General features: G+C 50.0%; 13 protein-coding genes. 3 read left to right on the plus strand and 10 right to left on the minus strand.

Annotation, left to right across the window (positions count from 1 at the left end; all coding sequences use genetic code 11):
- Positions 1 to 97 precede the first annotated feature (97 nt).
- Positions 98 to 1,099 carry an arsenosugar biosynthesis radical SAM (seleno)protein ArsS gene (gene arsS / locus AC2215_RS10445; RefSeq protein WP_486809931.1) on the minus strand — a complete coding sequence of 334 codons (1,002 nt, stop codon included), beginning with the start codon at positions 1,097 to 1,099 and terminating at the stop codon, positions 98 to 100.
- A gap of 262 nt (positions 1,100 to 1,361) precedes the next feature.
- Positions 1,362 to 2,570: a methyltransferase domain-containing protein gene (locus AC2215_RS10450; protein WP_486809932.1), complete on the minus strand. Its 1,209-nt coding sequence runs from the start codon at positions 2,568 to 2,570 to the stop codon at positions 1,362 to 1,364.
- A gap of 508 nt (positions 2,571 to 3,078) precedes the next feature.
- On the opposite strand from AC2215_RS10450, the gene AC2215_RS10455 reads away from it, so the two are divergent.
- Positions 3,079 to 4,005: a hypothetical protein gene (locus AC2215_RS10455; RefSeq protein WP_486809933.1), complete on the plus strand. Its 927-nt coding sequence runs from the start codon at positions 3,079 to 3,081 to the stop codon at positions 4,003 to 4,005.
- Entirely contained in the window at positions 4,002 to 4,958 is a 957-nt protein-coding gene (locus tag AC2215_RS10460) for a calcium/sodium antiporter (protein ID WP_486809934.1), read from the plus strand. Before AC2215_RS10455 ends, AC2215_RS10460 begins: the two co-directional genes overlap by 4 nt.
- 120 nt (positions 4,959 to 5,078) lie before the next feature.
- Here the strand turns inward: AC2215_RS10460 and AC2215_RS10465 are convergent, their stop codons facing one another.
- Positions 5,079 to 6,293, minus strand: coding sequence for a hypothetical protein (locus AC2215_RS10465; protein WP_486809935.1), 1,215 nt, complete (start codon positions 6,291 to 6,293; stop codon positions 5,079 to 5,081).
- A gap of 361 nt (positions 6,294 to 6,654) precedes the next feature.
- Here AC2215_RS10465 and AC2215_RS10470 point away from each other — a divergent pair, with 361 nt between their 5' ends.
- Positions 6,655 to 8,244: a glycoside hydrolase family 57 protein gene (locus AC2215_RS10470; RefSeq protein WP_486809936.1), complete on the plus strand. Its 1,590-nt coding sequence runs from the start codon at positions 6,655 to 6,657 to the stop codon at positions 8,242 to 8,244.
- A gap of 344 nt (positions 8,245 to 8,588) precedes the next feature.
- Here AC2215_RS10470 and AC2215_RS10475 read toward each other — a convergent pair whose 3' ends face one another.
- The 7 genes from AC2215_RS10475 to AC2215_RS10505 form a co-directional block, all read right to left on the minus strand.
- Complete coding sequence (locus tag AC2215_RS10475) at positions 8,589 to 8,777, minus strand: NblA/ycf18 family protein (protein ID WP_486809937.1); 189 nt, start codon at positions 8,775 to 8,777, stop codon at positions 8,589 to 8,591.
- A 352-nt stretch (positions 8,778 to 9,129) separates the two neighbouring features.
- Complete coding sequence (gene ygfZ / locus AC2215_RS10480) at positions 9,130 to 10,188, minus strand: CAF17-like 4Fe-4S cluster assembly/insertion protein YgfZ (RefSeq protein ID WP_486809938.1); 1,059 nt, start codon at positions 10,186 to 10,188, stop codon at positions 9,130 to 9,132.
- Between the two features lie 73 nt (positions 10,189 to 10,261).
- Positions 10,262 to 10,897 (minus strand): DUF4303 domain-containing protein, encoded by a 636-nt coding sequence (locus AC2215_RS10485; protein ID WP_486809939.1) that lies wholly within the window; start codon positions 10,895 to 10,897, stop codon positions 10,262 to 10,264.
- A 441-nt stretch (positions 10,898 to 11,338) separates the two neighbouring features.
- Positions 11,339 to 13,339 carry a P-loop NTPase family protein gene (locus tag AC2215_RS10490; RefSeq protein ID WP_486809940.1) on the minus strand — a complete coding sequence of 667 codons (2,001 nt, stop codon included), beginning with the start codon at positions 13,337 to 13,339 and terminating at the stop codon, positions 11,339 to 11,341.
- A 128-nt stretch (positions 13,340 to 13,467) separates the two neighbouring features.
- Positions 13,468 to 15,525 carry an ATP-binding protein gene (locus AC2215_RS10495; RefSeq protein ID WP_486809941.1) on the minus strand — a complete coding sequence of 686 codons (2,058 nt, stop codon included), beginning with the start codon at positions 15,523 to 15,525 and terminating at the stop codon, positions 13,468 to 13,470.
- A gap of 76 nt (positions 15,526 to 15,601) precedes the next feature.
- Positions 15,602 to 16,447, minus strand: a complete 846-nt coding sequence (locus AC2215_RS10500) for a hypothetical protein (protein ID WP_486809942.1) — start codon at positions 16,445 to 16,447, stop codon at positions 15,602 to 15,604.
- A 244-nt stretch (positions 16,448 to 16,691) separates the two neighbouring features.
- A partial coding sequence (locus AC2215_RS10505) for a hypothetical protein (RefSeq protein WP_486809943.1) occupies positions 16,692 to 17,032 on the minus strand: 341 nt, incomplete at its 5' end.

The following is a 17,032-nucleotide window of genomic DNA, read 5'->3' on the forward strand; positions in this document are numbered from 1 at the left end:
CCTTACTTATTACTTATTACTTATTACTTATTACTTATTACTTATTACTTATTACTTATTACTTATTACTTATTACTTATTACTTATTACTTATTACTTAAACCAACGTTCCACCGCAACTCGAACCGGACCCGGCCGTACACCCGTAGCAGTAGGATGCGGTGCCGATTTCTTCGATAACGTTTAAACTCCCCAGTTCCAAAAGTTTTGCCACCGTCAGGGGTTCGCCATCGGGCAGTTTTGCGGGGAGATTTTCCATCTGATTGAAGTCGCAATCGTAGACGTTACCGAGATAATCGATGGAGAGTTCGTTGCGACACATCAAATTCTCAACGGTACTGGGATTGTAGTGAGTTTCGAGGAATTTGGTGTAGGAGATATCGAGTTTTTGACGCTGGAGAAACTGTTTGGTGCGCCCGATGGGAATATTGGTAATCGCGAATAAGTGGTTAAACTCGATCCCAAAATTCTCCTGGAGATAGACTTGATAATCTTGCTCTAAACTCGTTTGTTCCGGGGCGAGGGCAAACTTGTCAGCAGAGGTGGGGATTTGAGGATTGTAAACTAAATCCAACACCAAATGGGGGTCGCGTCCGTAGCCCAAACGATTGAGCCATTGGAGGGCACGAATCGAGTCGTTGAAGACTCCATTCCCGCGCATTTTATCGACGTTATCGGCTTTGTAACAGGGTAGAGAGGCTACCACTCGCACCTGGTTGCGAGCGAAATATTCGGGGATGTCTTCATATCCGGGGACGAAATATACCGTCAAATTAGACCGAACGATAACCTCTTTTCCGGTTTCTCGCGCCGCTTCCACCAGGGGTTTGAAGCCGTAGTTCATCTCCGGCGCACCCCCGGTTAAATCGACAGTTTCGATGCTGTCGAACCGATGAATGAGTTCGATGAGGCGATCGCAAATTTCCGGGGAGAGTTCCTCCGTCCGTTTGGGGCCCGCTTCCACATGGCAGTGGGTACAGGCGAGGTTGCAAATTTTCCCCAAATTAATTTGGAGAACGGTAATATTTTGCTTGGTCAGCGGCGACCCTAATTTGCGTTGGAAGGGAGTAATTTCTATCCCGGAAACTGACTGTATCATCTCAAACTCCAAAAATAATCGATCGCGCATCTGGAGAAAAAGGTCAAAATTCTCTTGCTTACTGTTTTGACCCAATCCTTTAGCTTTCGGCAGAAGTCAAACTTATTAACGCCATGTGCAACTTAATTTTTCAAAATTTTCTCGATCGGGGTTAAAGGGGAAGGGGGATGGGGAAAAGGGAGATTGTTCGACTCGCTCACCACATGGTTTTTCTCAAAGTTGCACATGGCGTTACTTATTACTTGTGACGCGGAATCCGAACTTAGCAACACCCGCCATCCAAACTGCAAACAGACGCATCGTTAGTGCGAGTTTCGCGATACTCCAATCCTTTGGTTTCCCGAGGCGCGCGAATGCTGCTGCGTTTGCAATCAAAGGCGGTTGCCGCTTCTAAAGGAACCTCTTTATGGGGCAATACGGGAATGACATCCTCGCAATAGGGACTCTCGGATTGGGTCAAAATTTGGAAGGTTTTATCGCAAACCGCCATACGCTGACCGCGCTCGAACACATGACCGTCATCGTCGCGAACTTGCTTCCACGGTCCTCTATAAATGACAGCTTGGTTGCGTTCCCAGCAGTCTCCCTCTTTTCCTTTAAAAGCCCGAACGGTTAGAGAACGAAATTCGATTCCGTCAATCACTTGCCAGGGTTCTTCTTGTCTGGAGAGGATTTCGACGCCGTAAAATCCGGCTTTTTCAAACATTTTTAAGAAGGTATCTTCCCGAAACGCACCGGAAAGACAACCGCTCCAAAGTTCGGGATTGTTTATCATTTCTGGGGTGGGTTCTTCATCACAAACGATATCGGAAATCACAACCCGACCGCCCCGTTTTAGAACTCGATAGAGTTCTTGAAAAAGCTGCTGTTTGTCTTGAGGACGCACTAGATTTAGCACGCAGTTGGAGACCACAACATCGACGCAATCGGATTCGACGAGGGGTTGTTCTTGTCTGAGACGATCGCAGTACGCCTCGAACTCAGAAACTTGCTCCAAAGTGGCGATCGGATTCTCTTTCAACCAAGCCTGCACTAAGTCTAAATTCAGTGCTAAATCTTGAATTTTTCCCTTGACAAAATCAACATTATTATATCCAATTTTTTCGGTAAGTTCTGGCTGATACTTACGAGCGAGAGTCAACATTTCATCGTTGAAATCCACCCCGATGACTCGACCGGATTCGCCAACTTTCTGGGAGAGAATGTAACAAATTTTTCCCCCGCCCGATCCAAGATCGACAACGGTTTCACCCGCACGAACGTAGCGGGAGGGGTCGCCGCAGCCGTAGTCTTTTTCAATGATTTCTGCGGGCAATAACTCCAGGTAACGACCGTCGTATTCCGTCGGACAGCACAAACTCGCCTGAGCTTCCCGCGCTCCGTCTTGATACCGTTCGAGTACGGCATCTTCGATATTATATGCCGTTGAATTCGAAGCTGTTATATTCTGAGTTGTGACCGTTTCTGTCATACCAATTTCCTTTGGAAAAATATCGATCGAATCGCGATCGAGGGACATTTTTGGGATACGATTTTTCCCGAAGTTAGCACTCGGAGAATTGATTGCGATAACCGATGAAAAAATCACGATCTCGAATTGGGGAACGTCGATAAATCTGGGTTAACCCATAGATTAAAAAAGTGAGTTGGTGCGATTGATTTGTCTTTATCCCGATCGGTCGTGCAATGTCTCCTTTATTTGCACCATAGGTAGTATAAACCGCCGCTCTGAATTTTCCCTGAGAACTTCCTGGGGTAATGGATAATGTACAATTGACGACTGACAATTGACAATTCAGACAGCCATTTAAAATCCCCCCGATCTCCTCATCCTCATAGGGAAGGGTTGTCAACAACCCTTGCAGTTACCGCTCGTGATGGCACCGAAAATTCAAGGGTTTTGCTCCCACCGCGATTGCCAGCTTCCCCTGCTCCCATGTGCCATGCTGGATGGAAGTCAATTTTACTTTTGATGGATTATGCGTTTACGGAGTTACTTTTCTCTGGCAGTACTTTGGGGAACGTTTACTTGCACGACGTTGACGTTCGCATCCCAACCGCTTCGAGAGGGAGAATGGCTGCCGGTACGTGACGGGAAGATGTATGGCATCAGCGGCATCGCGACCATCGAGACCCAAGACGATCGAATGTCGTTTCTTGTCGTACACGATAACAAAAGTGACGATGAAGGTCGTTTGGCGATCGTCACCCTATCGGCGACCGATTCGGTGACTTATTCTCCCTTAGATTGGCCTGTAGATTGGGAGTTACCGGTCGATTTAGAGAGTTTGACAGTGGTTCCTCCTTTGGCTAATTCTCCCGAACCTCGTTTTATGGCCGCGAGCAGTTCCGGACGGGTGTTTTACTTCCGGCTGGATGTCTCAGAATCGGAGATCGAACCGATCGCCATTTTCGATCTGCCGGATCTTCCTTCGGGGAGTAATTTAGAAGGATTTGCTCTTGAGGAAATCGAGGGTCGATTGCTGGCAGTTTGGGCCGATCGCGGATCGAGGGAAAAAGCGGCAACTGTCTATTGGAGTGAGTTAGATATCGCGAATTTAAGTGTCGATCGTATCCAAACCGTGACATTAAAAGTGCCGTGGCCCGAGGGAAACCTGCGCCATATTTCGGATCTCAAAATCGACGATGGGGGTCGCCTGACGATTACCTCTGCTCGGGATGAAGGGGACGATGGTCCGTTTGATTCGGCGGTTTACGAAGCTGGACGGTTTCGCGTCGCCGGTGATGCGATCGCTTTTGAGCTCACCTCTCAATGGCTTCCTCTCGGTCGTTACGAAGGTCGTAAAATAGAAGCGATCGAACTGATGACGACTCCTGTGGGTGGTACGATGCTGGGTACGGATGACGAGAATTTTGGCTCGTCTGTCATGAGGTTAACGCAATGACGCTCGATGTACTCCTATGGTGTTTCGCCTTTGTTCTGAGTTTAGCGGTACTCATTAAAGCTTCGGACTATTTCACGGATGCGGCGGAAACCCTGGGATTACTTCTCGGACTGCCGGCGTTTATCGTCGGGGTGACGATCGTCTCCATCGGCACTTCTTTGCCGGAATTGATGTCTTCGGTGGTTTCGGTGGTTCGCGGTTCTGCGGAAATCGTCATGGCCAACGTCGTCGGCTCGAATATTTCGAATATTTTTCTGGTTTTGGGGACAGCGGCGATTATCAGTAAAACCCTCAAAATTCGATTTAATCTATTAAAAGTCGATCTGCCACTCTTTGTCGCTTCTGCATTTTTGCTGGATTTGACCGTTCGCGACGGGCAATTTTCTCAGGGTGAAGCCGTTTTATCCCTGGCGAGTTTTGTCGTATATATGCTCTATGCCGGCAGCCGAGCGCAATCTGAGGAAAAAGAGGAACGATCTGGGGTCCAACAACGAAAAAATTTTCAAGCGATCGTCCGTCAACTGACGATTATTCTAATTAGTATTATTTTTATCTTTATCAGCGCCAATTACACGATCGAATCCATTGGCAAACTTTCCGAACTGCTCAATATCGGGCAAGAAGCAATTTCCATTACCGCCTTAGCTCTAGGCACGTCTTTACCGGAACTCATCGTGACGATCGATTTTGCTCGCAAAGGCAACCCAGAAATTGCCATCGGTAACGTGGTCGGCTCGAATATTTTTAATTCCTCTGTCGTCCCGGGGATTTCTCGATTGTTCGGACCCTTAGTTCTTTCGGAAACAATTCTCGATCGCTCTCTAGTCGTTATGCTGATGGGGACTCTTTTATTCTTCTTCGTCACCCAAGACCGACAAGTGACGCGCTGGGAAGGAATGATATTTTTTCTAATTTACGGCTGGTTCCTCGGCAATACATTTGACGTTTTATAAGTTATCCGTCTGTGTATTGCCGATAAATGCCTCTCCACTCGGGCGGGATGCAGCTCGGCAAAAGGGAAAATCGAATCGACATTCACCATTTCCCTTTGCCCGATGACCAATCCGCGATCGTTATTGTGCCTGCTGTTGAGCGTATTCGAGATATCGCCGATATTTAGGAATTCTATCCTGGGCGATCGCATACTGAGGATGAGACTCGGGCACTGCCTGCATCAGGTTGACGGCGGCTTGCCAATCGGCGGCAATTTGACTCCACTCCGTGGGGGTTTTGGCCGTTTGAATCATCCCAGAAGCACTGTTGGCTTTATTCACCGCATCCCGGAACGGGTCAGCTGAAGCTTCAACAGCTACAGGCGCGGGGGCTACAGGCGCGGGGGCTACAGGCGCGGGGGCTGCCGGTGCGGGGGCTGGGGCTTCTGCTGCAGGAGGTTGAGCGGGCGGTGCAGCCGCTGGGGCTTCTGCGGCTGGAGCGGTTGCCGGTGCGGCTTCGGGAACCGGTACGGCTTCGGGAACGACCGTGCCATCCGGAACACCTGCCGTATCTGTAGCCGAGGTTCCGGGCAGATAGTTTTTCAAAACCGGGACGCTCGCGAGCAACTCGGGTTTTTGCTTGTAGACGTAATATCCACCCAACCCTAGCGCCGCTAAGAGCAGCAATAATAGAGCGAGTGGGGATGTTTTTGGCTTTTGTTCTTCGTCCATGACAGAATCCTCGCGTTCTTGTTCTAGAGCTTTATCTTCGTCGTTTGCTGTCGCTGAATACTCATCGTCTGGAAACTCCGCGATCGATGCAAAACCGCTGAGTTCCTCTGGCAACTGAGAGCCGTAATCATCGTCATCGATACTTTCTTGAGGAATGACCTCGTCCGCTGCGCCAGAGTCGAGTTGCTCCATCAGAGAAGAGTCTCCCACCAAAGACTCATCAGCAAACTCGTCATCGAGACCATCGTCAATGGCAATTTCTTCGCTACCCCATTGAGTTTCGACATCGTCGGGGAGAGGCGAAATCGGTGGCGGGGTGGGAGGGGCTGCCTCCCGCAGAAAAATCTGCTCCTGCCAGGTGGGCGTTGCCTCCCCCGGTTGATAGCTTTCGATTTCCACCGACTCGATTCTCTCGACCCCTAAATTGGTCAGACCCTTACGAACGAAAGCTATCGTGGCTTGAGGACTGGGAACTTTTTGCGCTTCGAGTCTCACTTGCAAGCAGCTGCCTTCGAGGGAGGCTCGAACGTCTATACCTTGGGATTTCATCGAGCGGCTCATCAGGGCAGCGATCGCGTCTGGATTGCCCTGCTTAGCCTGCTCCAGAATATTGCCTTGAGTCATAACAAAAACCGACAAATGGTTGGCTCTGGGTGGACGAGTCTGAGTTACGATTTTCCCAGTCGTCACATTACTGACCAGATTGTAATCTGTTGTGCTGCGAATTTGTCGTTTTCACAGCGGAGTCGGTAGGGAATCCCTAAAAAAGACGTCACACCCTTACTACGCCATATACCTCAAAAAATGCGAAAAATCTGTTTGCTTAATGATTGCTTAATCACTCGTTTTTTGGGAAAATGCCACAGGTTGCTGCGATCGCCTAACAAACCCTAGATTCTTCAAAAAATCTTGATTGGGCTTCGATCGAAGAACGTTAATACGCTTCTATTTTCATACACCTCTTTTTGAATCCTCGGGAATTGCTATGTCTATCGGCTATGTCGCCCTCGTTCTCCACGCCCACCTGCCTTTTGTCAGACACCCAGAAAGCGACTATGTCCTAGAAGAAGAATGGCTCTACGAAGCCATCACCGAAACCTACATTCCACTGCTGAAAGTTTTTGAGGGTCTCAAGCGCGACGGTATCGATTTTAAAATGACCATGAGCATGACGCCTCCCCTGGTGTCGATGCTACGCGATCCCCTACTGCAAGAGCGTTACAGCCACCACTTGGCTCAACTCGAAGAACTCACCGAACTCGAAATCGAGCACAACAAGCACAACGGTCACATTCGCTATCTTGCGGAACATTACGCGGCGGAATTTAACGAAGCCCGCCAAATTTGGGAACGCTACGACTGCGATTTAGTCGGTGCGTTCAAGCAATTTCTCGACAGTAACAACCTCGAAATTATCACCTGCGGGGCAACTCACGGCTACCTGCCGCTGATGAAAATGTATCCCGAAGCGGTTTGGGCCCAGGTGAAAGTGGCTACCGAAAGTTACGAAGAGCATTTCGGACGCCCCCCCAGCGGTATTTGGCTACCGGAATGCGCCTACTACGAAGGCTTAGAACGGATGATCGCCGATGCGGGATTGCGTTACTTCCTCACCGACGGTCACGGTATTCTCTATGCCCGTCCCCGCCCGCGTTTCGGTACCTACGCCCCCATCTTTACGGAATCGGGAACGGCAGTATTTGCCCGAGACCACGAATCCTCCCAACAAGTTTGGTCTTCGGAAGTCGGATATCCCGGTGCGGCAGAATATCGGGAATTCTACAAGGATTTGGGCTGGGAAGCGGAATACGAATACATCAAGCCCTACGTCATGCCCAACGGTCAGCGGAAAAATGTGGGGATTAAATACCACAAAATTACCGGACGCGGTTTGGGCTTGGGAGACAAACAACTCTACGATCCCTACTGGGCGCGGGAGAAGGCCGCCGAACACGCGGCCAACTTCATGTTCAATCGGGGACAACAAGCCGAACACCTCTACGGCATCATGGAACGCAAGCCGATTATCGTCTCCCCCTACGATGCAGAATTGTTCGGTCACTGGTGGTACGAGGGTCCCTGGTTCTTGGATTACCTATTCCGCAAGTCTTGGTACGACCAAAATAAATACGAAATGACCCACTTGGCCGATTACTTGCGGGGGAATCCCACCCAGCAGGTGTGTCGTCCGTCTCAGTCGAGTTGGGGATATAAGGGATTCCACGAATATTGGCTCAACGAAACCAATACCTGGATTTACCCCCACTTGCACAAAGCCGCCGAACGGATGATCGATCTGGCCCATTTGGAACCGGAGGACGAACTGCAATGGCGAGCCCTGAATCAGGCGGGACGGGAACTGCTGCTGGCACAATCCTCGGACTGGGCGTTCATCATGCGCACCGGAACCATGGTTCCCTATGCAGTGCGGCGGACGCGATCGCACTTAATGCGGTTTAACAAGCTCTACGAAGAAATTCACCAGCGCAAAGTCGATTCCGGTTGGTTGGAAAAAGTCGAGGAAATCGATAATATCTTCCCCAACATTAACTATCGCGTCTATCGCCCCTTGTAACCAGAACCGGGGCAGAAAAGGAAGAGGGGGGAGCTTGGGGAGAAAATCGCTCCAGTTTCCCTTTCTTTTTTGAAAGAATTATTGGTTTTTATAGCCGCAAACAATACTTTTTTGACTTTGCGCTCTTCTATTTTTGGCTAAAAAAAGCGTATCGATCGGGACTATAGCGGTTCCAAACCAGCCATAAAACTTATTTACTTATTACTTATCACTTATCACTTATTACTTAAAGAGCAGACGCCCCAACCCCCAGTCCTTTTCCCTGTGGGAACCGAGCTAGAGAAGGAGGTCGCCAACTGCGACAGGGGAGAACCTTCGGCAACTAGCGCGAACAGTTACGCGAACTATGCTGCAGGGGGTTCGAGTCCCCATTGATGCTTGAGCAGATTCTGATAGGTGGCTTCGCGCACTATCATTTGCTCGTAGAGTTTCAACAAACATTCTTGAGCCTGTTCCCGACTCATTTTCTCAACTTGAGTCTCGAAAGAGCGCAAGTTGAATTGCTGTTCTAAAGAAAGTTGCGGTTGATTCATTGTTAGACTCCTCCAAACAATAGGGAGATGACGGTTTGCTTGGGATATCCCAGTCGAGAACCGGGTCAGACCCAAACGCGATCGCCGCTTGAGTTTGAGTGCGTCGATCGTTGTCATCGCAAGACTCTGCACCCTCGATCGCCATCGGATATGACGGGCGATCTTTGCCATATCTTGCCAAACCACTCGATTGTATTAAAAAACATCACAAGTGTTTGACAAATTGACTACTGTTTGTATTATAACCTGTAGCAACACGACCCAAAAATTTAGAGGTCACAAGCTATTTTTAGCAATTTGTCAACGGTAAAATTGCTCGTTCTGAACCAAAGTGAGGCAAATCTCGGATTTTTCAGGATTGGTTAAGGTATCCTCGGGTCAAGAACGGCACATCCACCACTTCTCCTGAGGTTTCTCCCACTTGCACCCCCAACCCCGCACCGCCAGCTTTGGTGCGAATATAGGCTAAACCGAACGCCCCCTCGCCGGTTTCTACGACACTGGTCAGTTGACCGATTTTATCTTCTCCGAGGGTGACGATCGCGCCAGGTTTTTCGAGGGCTTGCAAACGGATGCCCCACAGTTGCGTTTTCACTCCTTGATAGGTGTTGAGGCGGGCAATGGTTTCTTGACCGATATAGCAGCCTTTCTCAAAGGAAATCGTCTGCCACAGTCCCGCTTCGAGAGGGTTGTAGTCTTCGGTGAGTTCGGCATCGGGGACGGGTCGTCCTTGTTGAACGCGCAGTTGTTCCCATACCGTTTCTCCCAGGGGAATTGCCCCGGCATCGGTGATTTGCTGCCAGACTGTTGCGGCATCCTCGGCGTTACACAATAGGGTGTAGCCTGGGGTTGCCAGTCCGCTACCGGCGGCGAGGCGCACTTCCACATCCTCGAGTTGGAGGAGTTGGTGGGTGCTATCGGCGAGTTCGAGGGTGATACCGAGTTGAGTGAGGATGTTGCGGCTATTCTCGCCAATAAGACTGAAGGCACTGGTGGTGTCGGTGATATCCTCCACATCCACCTTATCCATGGGGAACAAATAGCGATCGAACCATTCGATGAGTTTTTGGCGGCGATTGGGGGAGACGAGTAGCCAGATGGCATCGTCGAGAACGTAGGCAGTAGCTAAATCGAGGGTGCGGGCCGTACTGGTGAGAAAGACGGTTTCGCAGGTTTGTCCGGGTTTGAGAAGATTGAAGTCGTTGGTACTTTGATTGTGGAGGAATCGGGTGCGATCGTCTCCGGACAGGCATATTTTACCCCAATGGCTGCGATCGTACAGTGCTGCGCCCTCTTTTGTGGCGTCGAGCGCGATCGCATCGTTACCGAAACTGACGGGGACGTTTGCCCCGAAGACTTCGCCGAAGCCAGCCCCGGCCGTACGTTGCACTTCTCGTAATTCTTGAGTCATACTCCCCCCATGCGATCGGTTCTTTGACTAGTGTCTCACGGGGCGACGCGCGATCGGGGGAGGATATTATCTATCAATACGAGTTAATCGTCGTTCCCGAAGTTGTCTTGTAAGTATTGCTGTTTAATGTATATTGCCGTTCAAATGCATCGCAAGCCTTTAATAGGTCGGCTTTAACCACTGCGAGTCCGTCAGGTGAATTCAGTTGTTGTGCGTTTAAAAACCGCTCTTCATCGCTTTGGTCGCCCATCAAAAGGTTATAGACGATATTGCCATCGGGTGCGGCATCAGAAGCCTTGAATCGTAACAAAGCATCGAGCATGGCTTGGCGAACTTTCTGAATATGTTCGGCTGCATGAGGATCGTCTGACTTGTTATTTTCCTCCCAGATAGCATCCAGAATCTCCTGAGCCACATCGAAATGTTTGTCAAATGCTCCGTGATACGGCGAATCAGTCGGACTCCATTGAAGTGCGGCACAAGCATTTGCAAGGGATTTCCATCTCGCTTGAAAGAATGGCTTTTTGAGATAGTCAGCAGCAACAGCTTCTAATCCTTCTTGAGTCATGATTGAGTCCATCGCATAAAGGTATTCACCACACGTGTAGATTGCGATCGAATAGATTTTTTCACCGGGGAGTTGGGTTATCGCGTCCTTGACGGCGTTTTCAAGTGCTAAAACGAGTGCTTCTGTGAGTTGTTTATGCATGCGATAGAACTCTGAAAATATTTATTTCTAGCAAATACTTACCATTCATTCACACTTACCCGTTCGCATTGTTATTTTATTTTTATACATCAGGCAGGTCAGATCTGAAATTTTCAATTTTCCCTTCAAAAGGGGAATTTAGATCGAGTTCGGATAATTCGTTACAAATAGGCACAATTGTTAAACTTTTGCTCTAATTTTCCCAGTCGGCGTTCCCTTGCATCTGTCCCTTAAAAGGGGGTCGGACCCCTTCCCTTGTTAAGCGCAAGAGATTCGACCGTTCCCCACTCCCCCGAGAGGCAGCGTTGCTCACTTTCAGCCCATTTGTAAATGTTTAACCGCACTTGATATTAAGGGGAGCGTCTGGACCTTATCTATTTAAGAAATACTATATATTCCTAAGAAAGTTTAAATTTAAGCATCAGAAGACTTTACGCCCACTCAAGACACCCAACTCAAAAGCTGGGCATCGCGGCTGACTTCTTCCCCCAGCACTTGAATTTTTCCGTCTTCACATAACTTATCGATCGCTGCATCTATTTCCGCTTCTTCACCATCGGAAAATTGGGCGATCGCTCGATCGATAATCACCTGTCGCCCCATTAATTTTTGTGTTTCGATTAAATCGGATATAAAATCTTCGATCGCATTTTTAAATTTCGCTTCTTCTTCAATTCTCGCATTTTCTTCTTCCCATAAAACCCCTAAGCTTTGTAATAAATCGCAATTTTTTAAAACTTCCGTCTCTCGGGTTAACTCAATTAAATCCCGCACGCTTAAAAGGCGATCGCCCAAGACCAGCTCTTCGGCGCGAGCGTCGTGGAGTAAACTATGATAAGTCGCTAAATCCCATACCGATTCCAGGTCGGGAACCAGATGTTGGTGAGTTGAATCGCCAAAGAGTTGCTGGTAGCGCTTATAGCCTTGATTGCGAGGAACGCCGAGTTTTTCCGCACGAATCAGTTTCAGGGTACGACAGCGATTTTGCTTGAGGGCTTTTTGGCAGGTCTTCATCACGTGACAAAAGCTCACTAAGTTGGGTTCTTCCATCCAAATTAAGCCAATTTGTCCCGGTTCTAAGGGGATATGATAGCTCATGGAATGGCTGGCGTAGGTGGGGCTCGGAAGCAATTTAGGTTCAATTTTCGCCACCTCCAACGTTTCTAACGCTTCTTGCAACATTTGCGTCAGTTCCGGTCCGGAAAAATGGCGAATTTGTGTAACTTTGTCTTGACTTTTGCGCCGTTCTTTGCGCCAGAGTAAGCGGAAGGCTGCGAGGGTATCCGCGTGACTAACTTCTTCGGCTTTGTCCGGGGGAAGTTCCCGCTTCTTATCCCCATCTTTTGCCTGTTGAAACCGTTGGCAGCCGAGCATCAGAACCGGACGGGGTAATGCTTTTCCGCCGGGAAACTTTTCATCCAGAGCGCTGCGAGTCAGGGGATAAATCGGAGAGGGTGGCGGTGATTCGGCTTGCCGATGAAGGGGAGAGAGTTGGCTCGCCCACAGGCTTTCGGCTTGGTCTAAATCGATCGGACGCAACCGCAGTTTGGTATTAATTCGAGCGAGATCTGCCGGTTGAATGAATTTCGAGTTTTGCGTCCAGGTATTGGTGATGATACTAATGAGGATGAGGAAGTTTTTCAGTTTCTGGTTGTGGACGATCGAATTAACGTGAAACAGTGCTTGTAAATTAATCGACCCTCGCTCGGTGCGATCGAGATTGTCCAGGTTATCGAAACACAAAACAATGGGTTGGGTAGCGGTAGAAATGCGACCGAAATTGGCTAAAATATGTTGGGCTTTAATTTCCGTATCGACTGAATTTTTCACCCGCAATGCTTGCAAGCTTTCCTCATCGAGGTGGTCTCCTTTCAACCAATCGCAGGCGAGATGATAGAGGTCTGGGTCGGTGAGGTCGTAGAGGATGCCGAAGAACTCGTTAGGATGGTAAATTCCCGACGGGTAAGTACCTTTGAGATTGCGGATGAAGAGACTTCGCTCGCCGAGTAACTGCTTCATCATCCCCTGTTTGTGGAATGCCGAAAGACTTTTGAGCCATAGCAGCAGTTGCGACTCCTCACTGCCTGCGGGAACGTACATTAAGCTATCGACGGTATTGCGCAGGGTGTGCCGCCAGATAAAATCGCTTTCGGGCCAGGGACCGATATAGGCGAAAAAGGCACGGGAGTTGAGGGTGGCTTTGAGTCGTCCGAGGAGGTAGCTTTTCCCAGAACCGGAGTCGCCAGCGAGGAGAATCGTTCGAGTGCGGCGATCGTTGCCAACTTCCGAGAGAACTTCTTCAACGTCGAGAATCGTTTGTTGGTGAATCGAATCGACGCGCAAGCTCGGATCTTGCTCCTCCCGCCAGAAATTTCCCGGTCGGAAGGTGGTGGAATCGAAGGGATTGACTTCCCGTTGAATTATATCGTCGATCGATAGCATGGTTGGGGAACGGGGAATGGGGAACGGGGAATGGGGTGTGGAGTGTAGGGAAGGAGGAACAATTCAAACAAGACAAGGAAGGAAATGTGAGCTTCTCATTCTCCTCGAGCATCAATCTAAAATTCTCCTCACCCAATCGCATACACCAACTGCTCTTCCAAACTGGCGTTGGGATCGAGAATGGCGATGGGTCGATCGGTTTGACACAGATGTTCGATGAGTTGGTAGACTTGGGGTTCTTCGAGTTCGACGAATTGGCTGCGCGCTTCGAGTACCAAGCGTTGCAAGGCGATACATTGCTGTTCGAGGGTGCGATTGATGAGGAAGTCTTCGACGAGTTTCCACTCGATATTGCTGGCTTCGGGGGGTGAGGTAGCGGTGTCGGTGATAATTCCCAGTTGCCGCAGGAGGGTGCAGTTGGCGAAAACCTGACTTTTGCGAACTAAGGCTTCGAGTTCCGATAGGTTGGGGGTGCGATCGCCAATCAGCAGTTCTCCAGATAGGGCATCGTTGACGAGGGTATGGTACGTCACCAGGTAATGAACGGATGCCAGATCGGGGATGACGTGCTGGTGGGGGGGGTTGCCGAAGATGTCCTGATGGAGTTGGTAGCCGCGATTACTCGACGAACCGATGCCTTCCGCTCGCACCAGATATAGCTTTTGACACGCCTCTTGTTTGAGGGCTTCTTGGCAGGCTTTGAGGAGGTTGTAGAACTTCACCATATTCAAATCCTCCGTCCAGACGATGCCGATGCGTTCTGATTGGGCTGCTTCGTAGCTGAGGGAGTAGCTGGCGTAGGTGCGACTAGAGAGCAAGCGGGGTTGGGTTTCGATTTGGCGGGTAGCGGCGATCGCTTCGGCAAGCATTTGCACCAGTTCCGGGGTAGCGTACTGGCGTATGCGGGAAATGCGCTGCTGGGTTTGTTTGAGTTTGCGCAGCCAGACGAGTTTGAAGGCAGCGAGGATATCGGTTTCGGCACTGGCGGCTGGTGTTGCGGCTTCGGCGCGTTCGATTTCGGCCACCGGGGGGGCTGGGGGCAGTTTGCCGTTTTCGGAGGGCGTCTCGTTTTTCAGGGTTCCCATTTTCGAGGCTTGCAACAATTTGCGTCCCAGAATCAGGGTATTGCGGGGTCGGGTTTTGCCGCCGGGAAACTTGGAATCGAGGTGCTGGCGTTCTAGGGGGTAGATAGGAGATGTGGGTTGGGGATAGGTTTGGCGGTGTAGTAGGTAGAGGCGGCTCGCCCAGAGGGCTTCGGCTTGATCTAAGGTGATTTGTTTGAGCTGAACCATCGCATCGATGCGATCGCGATCGGTGGGGGGGATGCGTTGGGAATTTTGCCGCCAAGTATCGGTGATGATACTAATAATAATCAGGAAGTTTTTCAGTTTTTGATTGTGGATGACGGAGTTGATGGTAAAGAGGGTGGGAAGATCGATTAATCCGTCGCTTTGGCGAGCAATATTATCGAGTTGGTCGAAGCACAAGACGATTGGCTGAGTGGCGGCGGCAATTCGACCGAAATTGGAGAGCATTTTCTGGGCGGCATCTTCGGTTTCGATCGCATTTTTAACCCCCAACCGGCGCAATGTTTCCTCATCGAGGTCGTCCCCGCGCAACCACTCGCAGGCAAAACTCGCCAGTCGGGGATTGGTTAAGTCGTACAGAACGCCAAAAAATTCCTGGGCGTTATAAATTCCCGTGGGATATGATTCGAGGAGTTTGCGAATAAAGATTTGGCGTTCGCCTCGAATCCAATCGAGAAAGCTGCGATTTTTAAACTCCGATAAACCTTGCAGCCAAATGACGAGTTGGGAATCTTTTTGTCCTTCGGGAACTTCGAGCAAACTATCGACGGTGTAGCGGAGAATGTGCCGCCAAATAAAGTCGCTGGCGGTGAAGGGTTCGATGTAGACGAAGAAGGCTTTGGTATTGAGGGTGCGTTTGATACGTCCGAGTAAGTAGGTTTTTCCCGACCCGGTTTCCCCTTCGAGCATGACGGTGCGGGTGCGGTTATCGCTTGCCACCCGATCGAGCGTTTTCTCCGTTTCGAGTATCGCGTCGAGGTGAATCGAATGAACGGTGAGATCGGGATTTTGTTCCTCTTGCCAAAAGTTCCCCGACCAAAATGTTTCGGTATCGAAGGGGTTGGGTTCGCGTTGAATGATTCGATCGAGAGAGTTCATTGGCAAGCGGGTTTATGGAAGTAATCAGTCGTAAGTAATCAGTAATAAGTTGGAATTTGGGTAGATACCCGGGATTTCACAGTTGAATGATGAAAAACAAGGGACCGCCGATATCTTGAGGAATACCGGTTTCGATTTGTTCGGCGCTGTAGTTGATCGCTTCTTGGAGGGAGCTTAACTCGATTTTGTCGTAACGCTGCAAGCGATATAAGGCATTATCTAATTCGTCGCGGGTCAGGGGAGGTTGGAGTTTTTCTCGCAGGTGAAAAATGGGGAGGTAATTGTCGGTGCCGAGTTGCTTGTCGAGATGGCGAATCATCTCGAGGACGGCATTGTCGTCGGGTTTTTCCGCTGCCGGTACGGGAGGGGGAGTTGGTGTTGCTCGCATGGATGGGGTTGCAGCGGCAACGGGTTCGCGCTCTGGAGACTTGCGCATAAAACGCAGGTAATTGGCGAGTAAATCCAAACTAATCGCTAATGCGCCACCGCTGGGAGTATACTCGTCGCGCAGGTATTCTAAACCTCGATCGGTCAGCCACACTTCGGCAATTTTAGTCTTTTTCGCCACTACCAATCCCCGATCGATTAAACCGCGAATCACTGGCTGGCGGTCGTCAGGAGCAAGTCCGGTTTCAGAGGGAGGAATGGCCGACTCGGCGCAGGCGTTGAGGACTTTGAGTTCGTTGGCCGAGATCGGGAGGCGGCTGGTGTCGAGTTTGAGGAGGGCTTTTCCGGGGGGGGCAATTTCGAGAGTGACGATTTCCTCGTAACAGTCCACCAAGCCGCGATCGCGCAGTTGGCGGCAAATACTGTCTCGCTCTGAAGATTTGGTTCTCATGCTGGGTTTGACATCCCAAATCGGCGCTCGATAATCGGCGCACCCGAGCAGCTTCAAGACAAAATTTAGCTCCCGCGTCTCCATTCCACCCTCTCTCGGTTTTCCTGAAACTATCATTACCACCTAGCGCTTGCTAGTTACCAGATTTTAAACCTAAATTTACGTCCGAGCGGTTCGATCGGCGATCGGGCAACTGGGAAAAACGAGACGATTTGGGCTGAGAGCGAGCTAAAACCCCCGTCTATCGCTGTATTGCCGTGAGGGTGCGGACAGTCCCTGCGATCTAAACATGAGCGTTTTCGATCTTTCTCCCCCTGCTCCCCCTGCCTTACAAGGGAATGCTTTTCACAATTGGTGTAAATTGGCGCGAGCTCACTTTTGAACTTACACGAAATTTCTTGGGTTGGGCCTCCCCTGCCTCCCCTGCCTCCGGTCGCCCCCCCTGCCCCATTTCACCGGAATCTAAAAAAACGTCAGTTTTGGATAAGACTATGCCGGGTGGGGGTGGGGTGTAGGGTGTGGGGTGTGGGGTGTGGGGTGAGAGGGTGTGCAGTTTCAAGTCACCATCAATGATGGTAGATTCTTCCCGAGTTGAGGGAGCACTGGGTGCGAAGGCTCCCTCAACCGACTTGACCTCAACTGCGCTCTCGACCCTTAACCCGCTTAACC

It is taken from the genome of Zarconia sp., from assembly GCF_057467645.1.

Excerpts from the sequence above, each read along its gene's own strand:
- AC2215_RS10500 (WP_486809942.1), bottom strand. The coding sequence starts at position 16,447 with ATGGAGACGCGGGAGCTAAATTTTGTCTTGAAGCTGCTCGGGTGCGCC.
- AC2215_RS10495 (WP_486809941.1), bottom strand. The coding sequence starts at position 15,525 with ATGAACTCTCTCGATCGAATCATTCAACGCGAACCCAACCCCTTCGAT.
- AC2215_RS10460 (WP_486809934.1), top strand. The coding sequence starts at position 4,002 with ATGACGCTCGATGTACTCCTATGGTGTTTCGCCTTTGTTCTGAGTTTA.
- arsS (WP_486809931.1), bottom strand. The coding sequence starts at position 1,099 with ATGATACAGTCAGTTTCCGGGATAGAAATTACTCCCTTCCAACGCAAA.
- AC2215_RS10465 (WP_486809935.1), bottom strand. The coding sequence starts at position 6,293 with ATGACTCAAGGCAATATTCTGGAGCAGGCTAAGCAGGGCAATCCAGAC.
- AC2215_RS10470 (WP_486809936.1), top strand. The coding sequence starts at position 6,655 with ATGTCTATCGGCTATGTCGCCCTCGTTCTCCACGCCCACCTGCCTTTT.
- AC2215_RS10450 (WP_486809932.1), bottom strand. The coding sequence starts at position 2,570 with ATGACAGAAACGGTCACAACTCAGAATATAACAGCTTCGAATTCAACG.
- AC2215_RS10455 (WP_486809933.1), top strand. The coding sequence starts at position 3,079 with ATGCGTTTACGGAGTTACTTTTCTCTGGCAGTACTTTGGGGAACGTTT.
- AC2215_RS10490 (WP_486809940.1), bottom strand. The coding sequence starts at position 13,339 with ATGCTATCGATCGACGATATAATTCAACGGGAAGTCAATCCCTTCGAT.
- AC2215_RS10475 (WP_486809937.1), bottom strand. The coding sequence starts at position 8,777 with ATGAATCAACCGCAACTTTCTTTAGAACAGCAATTCAACTTGCGCTCT.
- ygfZ (WP_486809938.1), bottom strand. The coding sequence starts at position 10,188 with ATGACTCAAGAATTACGAGAAGTGCAACGTACGGCCGGGGCTGGCTTC.
- AC2215_RS10485 (WP_486809939.1), bottom strand. The coding sequence starts at position 10,897 with ATGCATAAACAACTCACAGAAGCACTCGTTTTAGCACTTGAAAACGCC.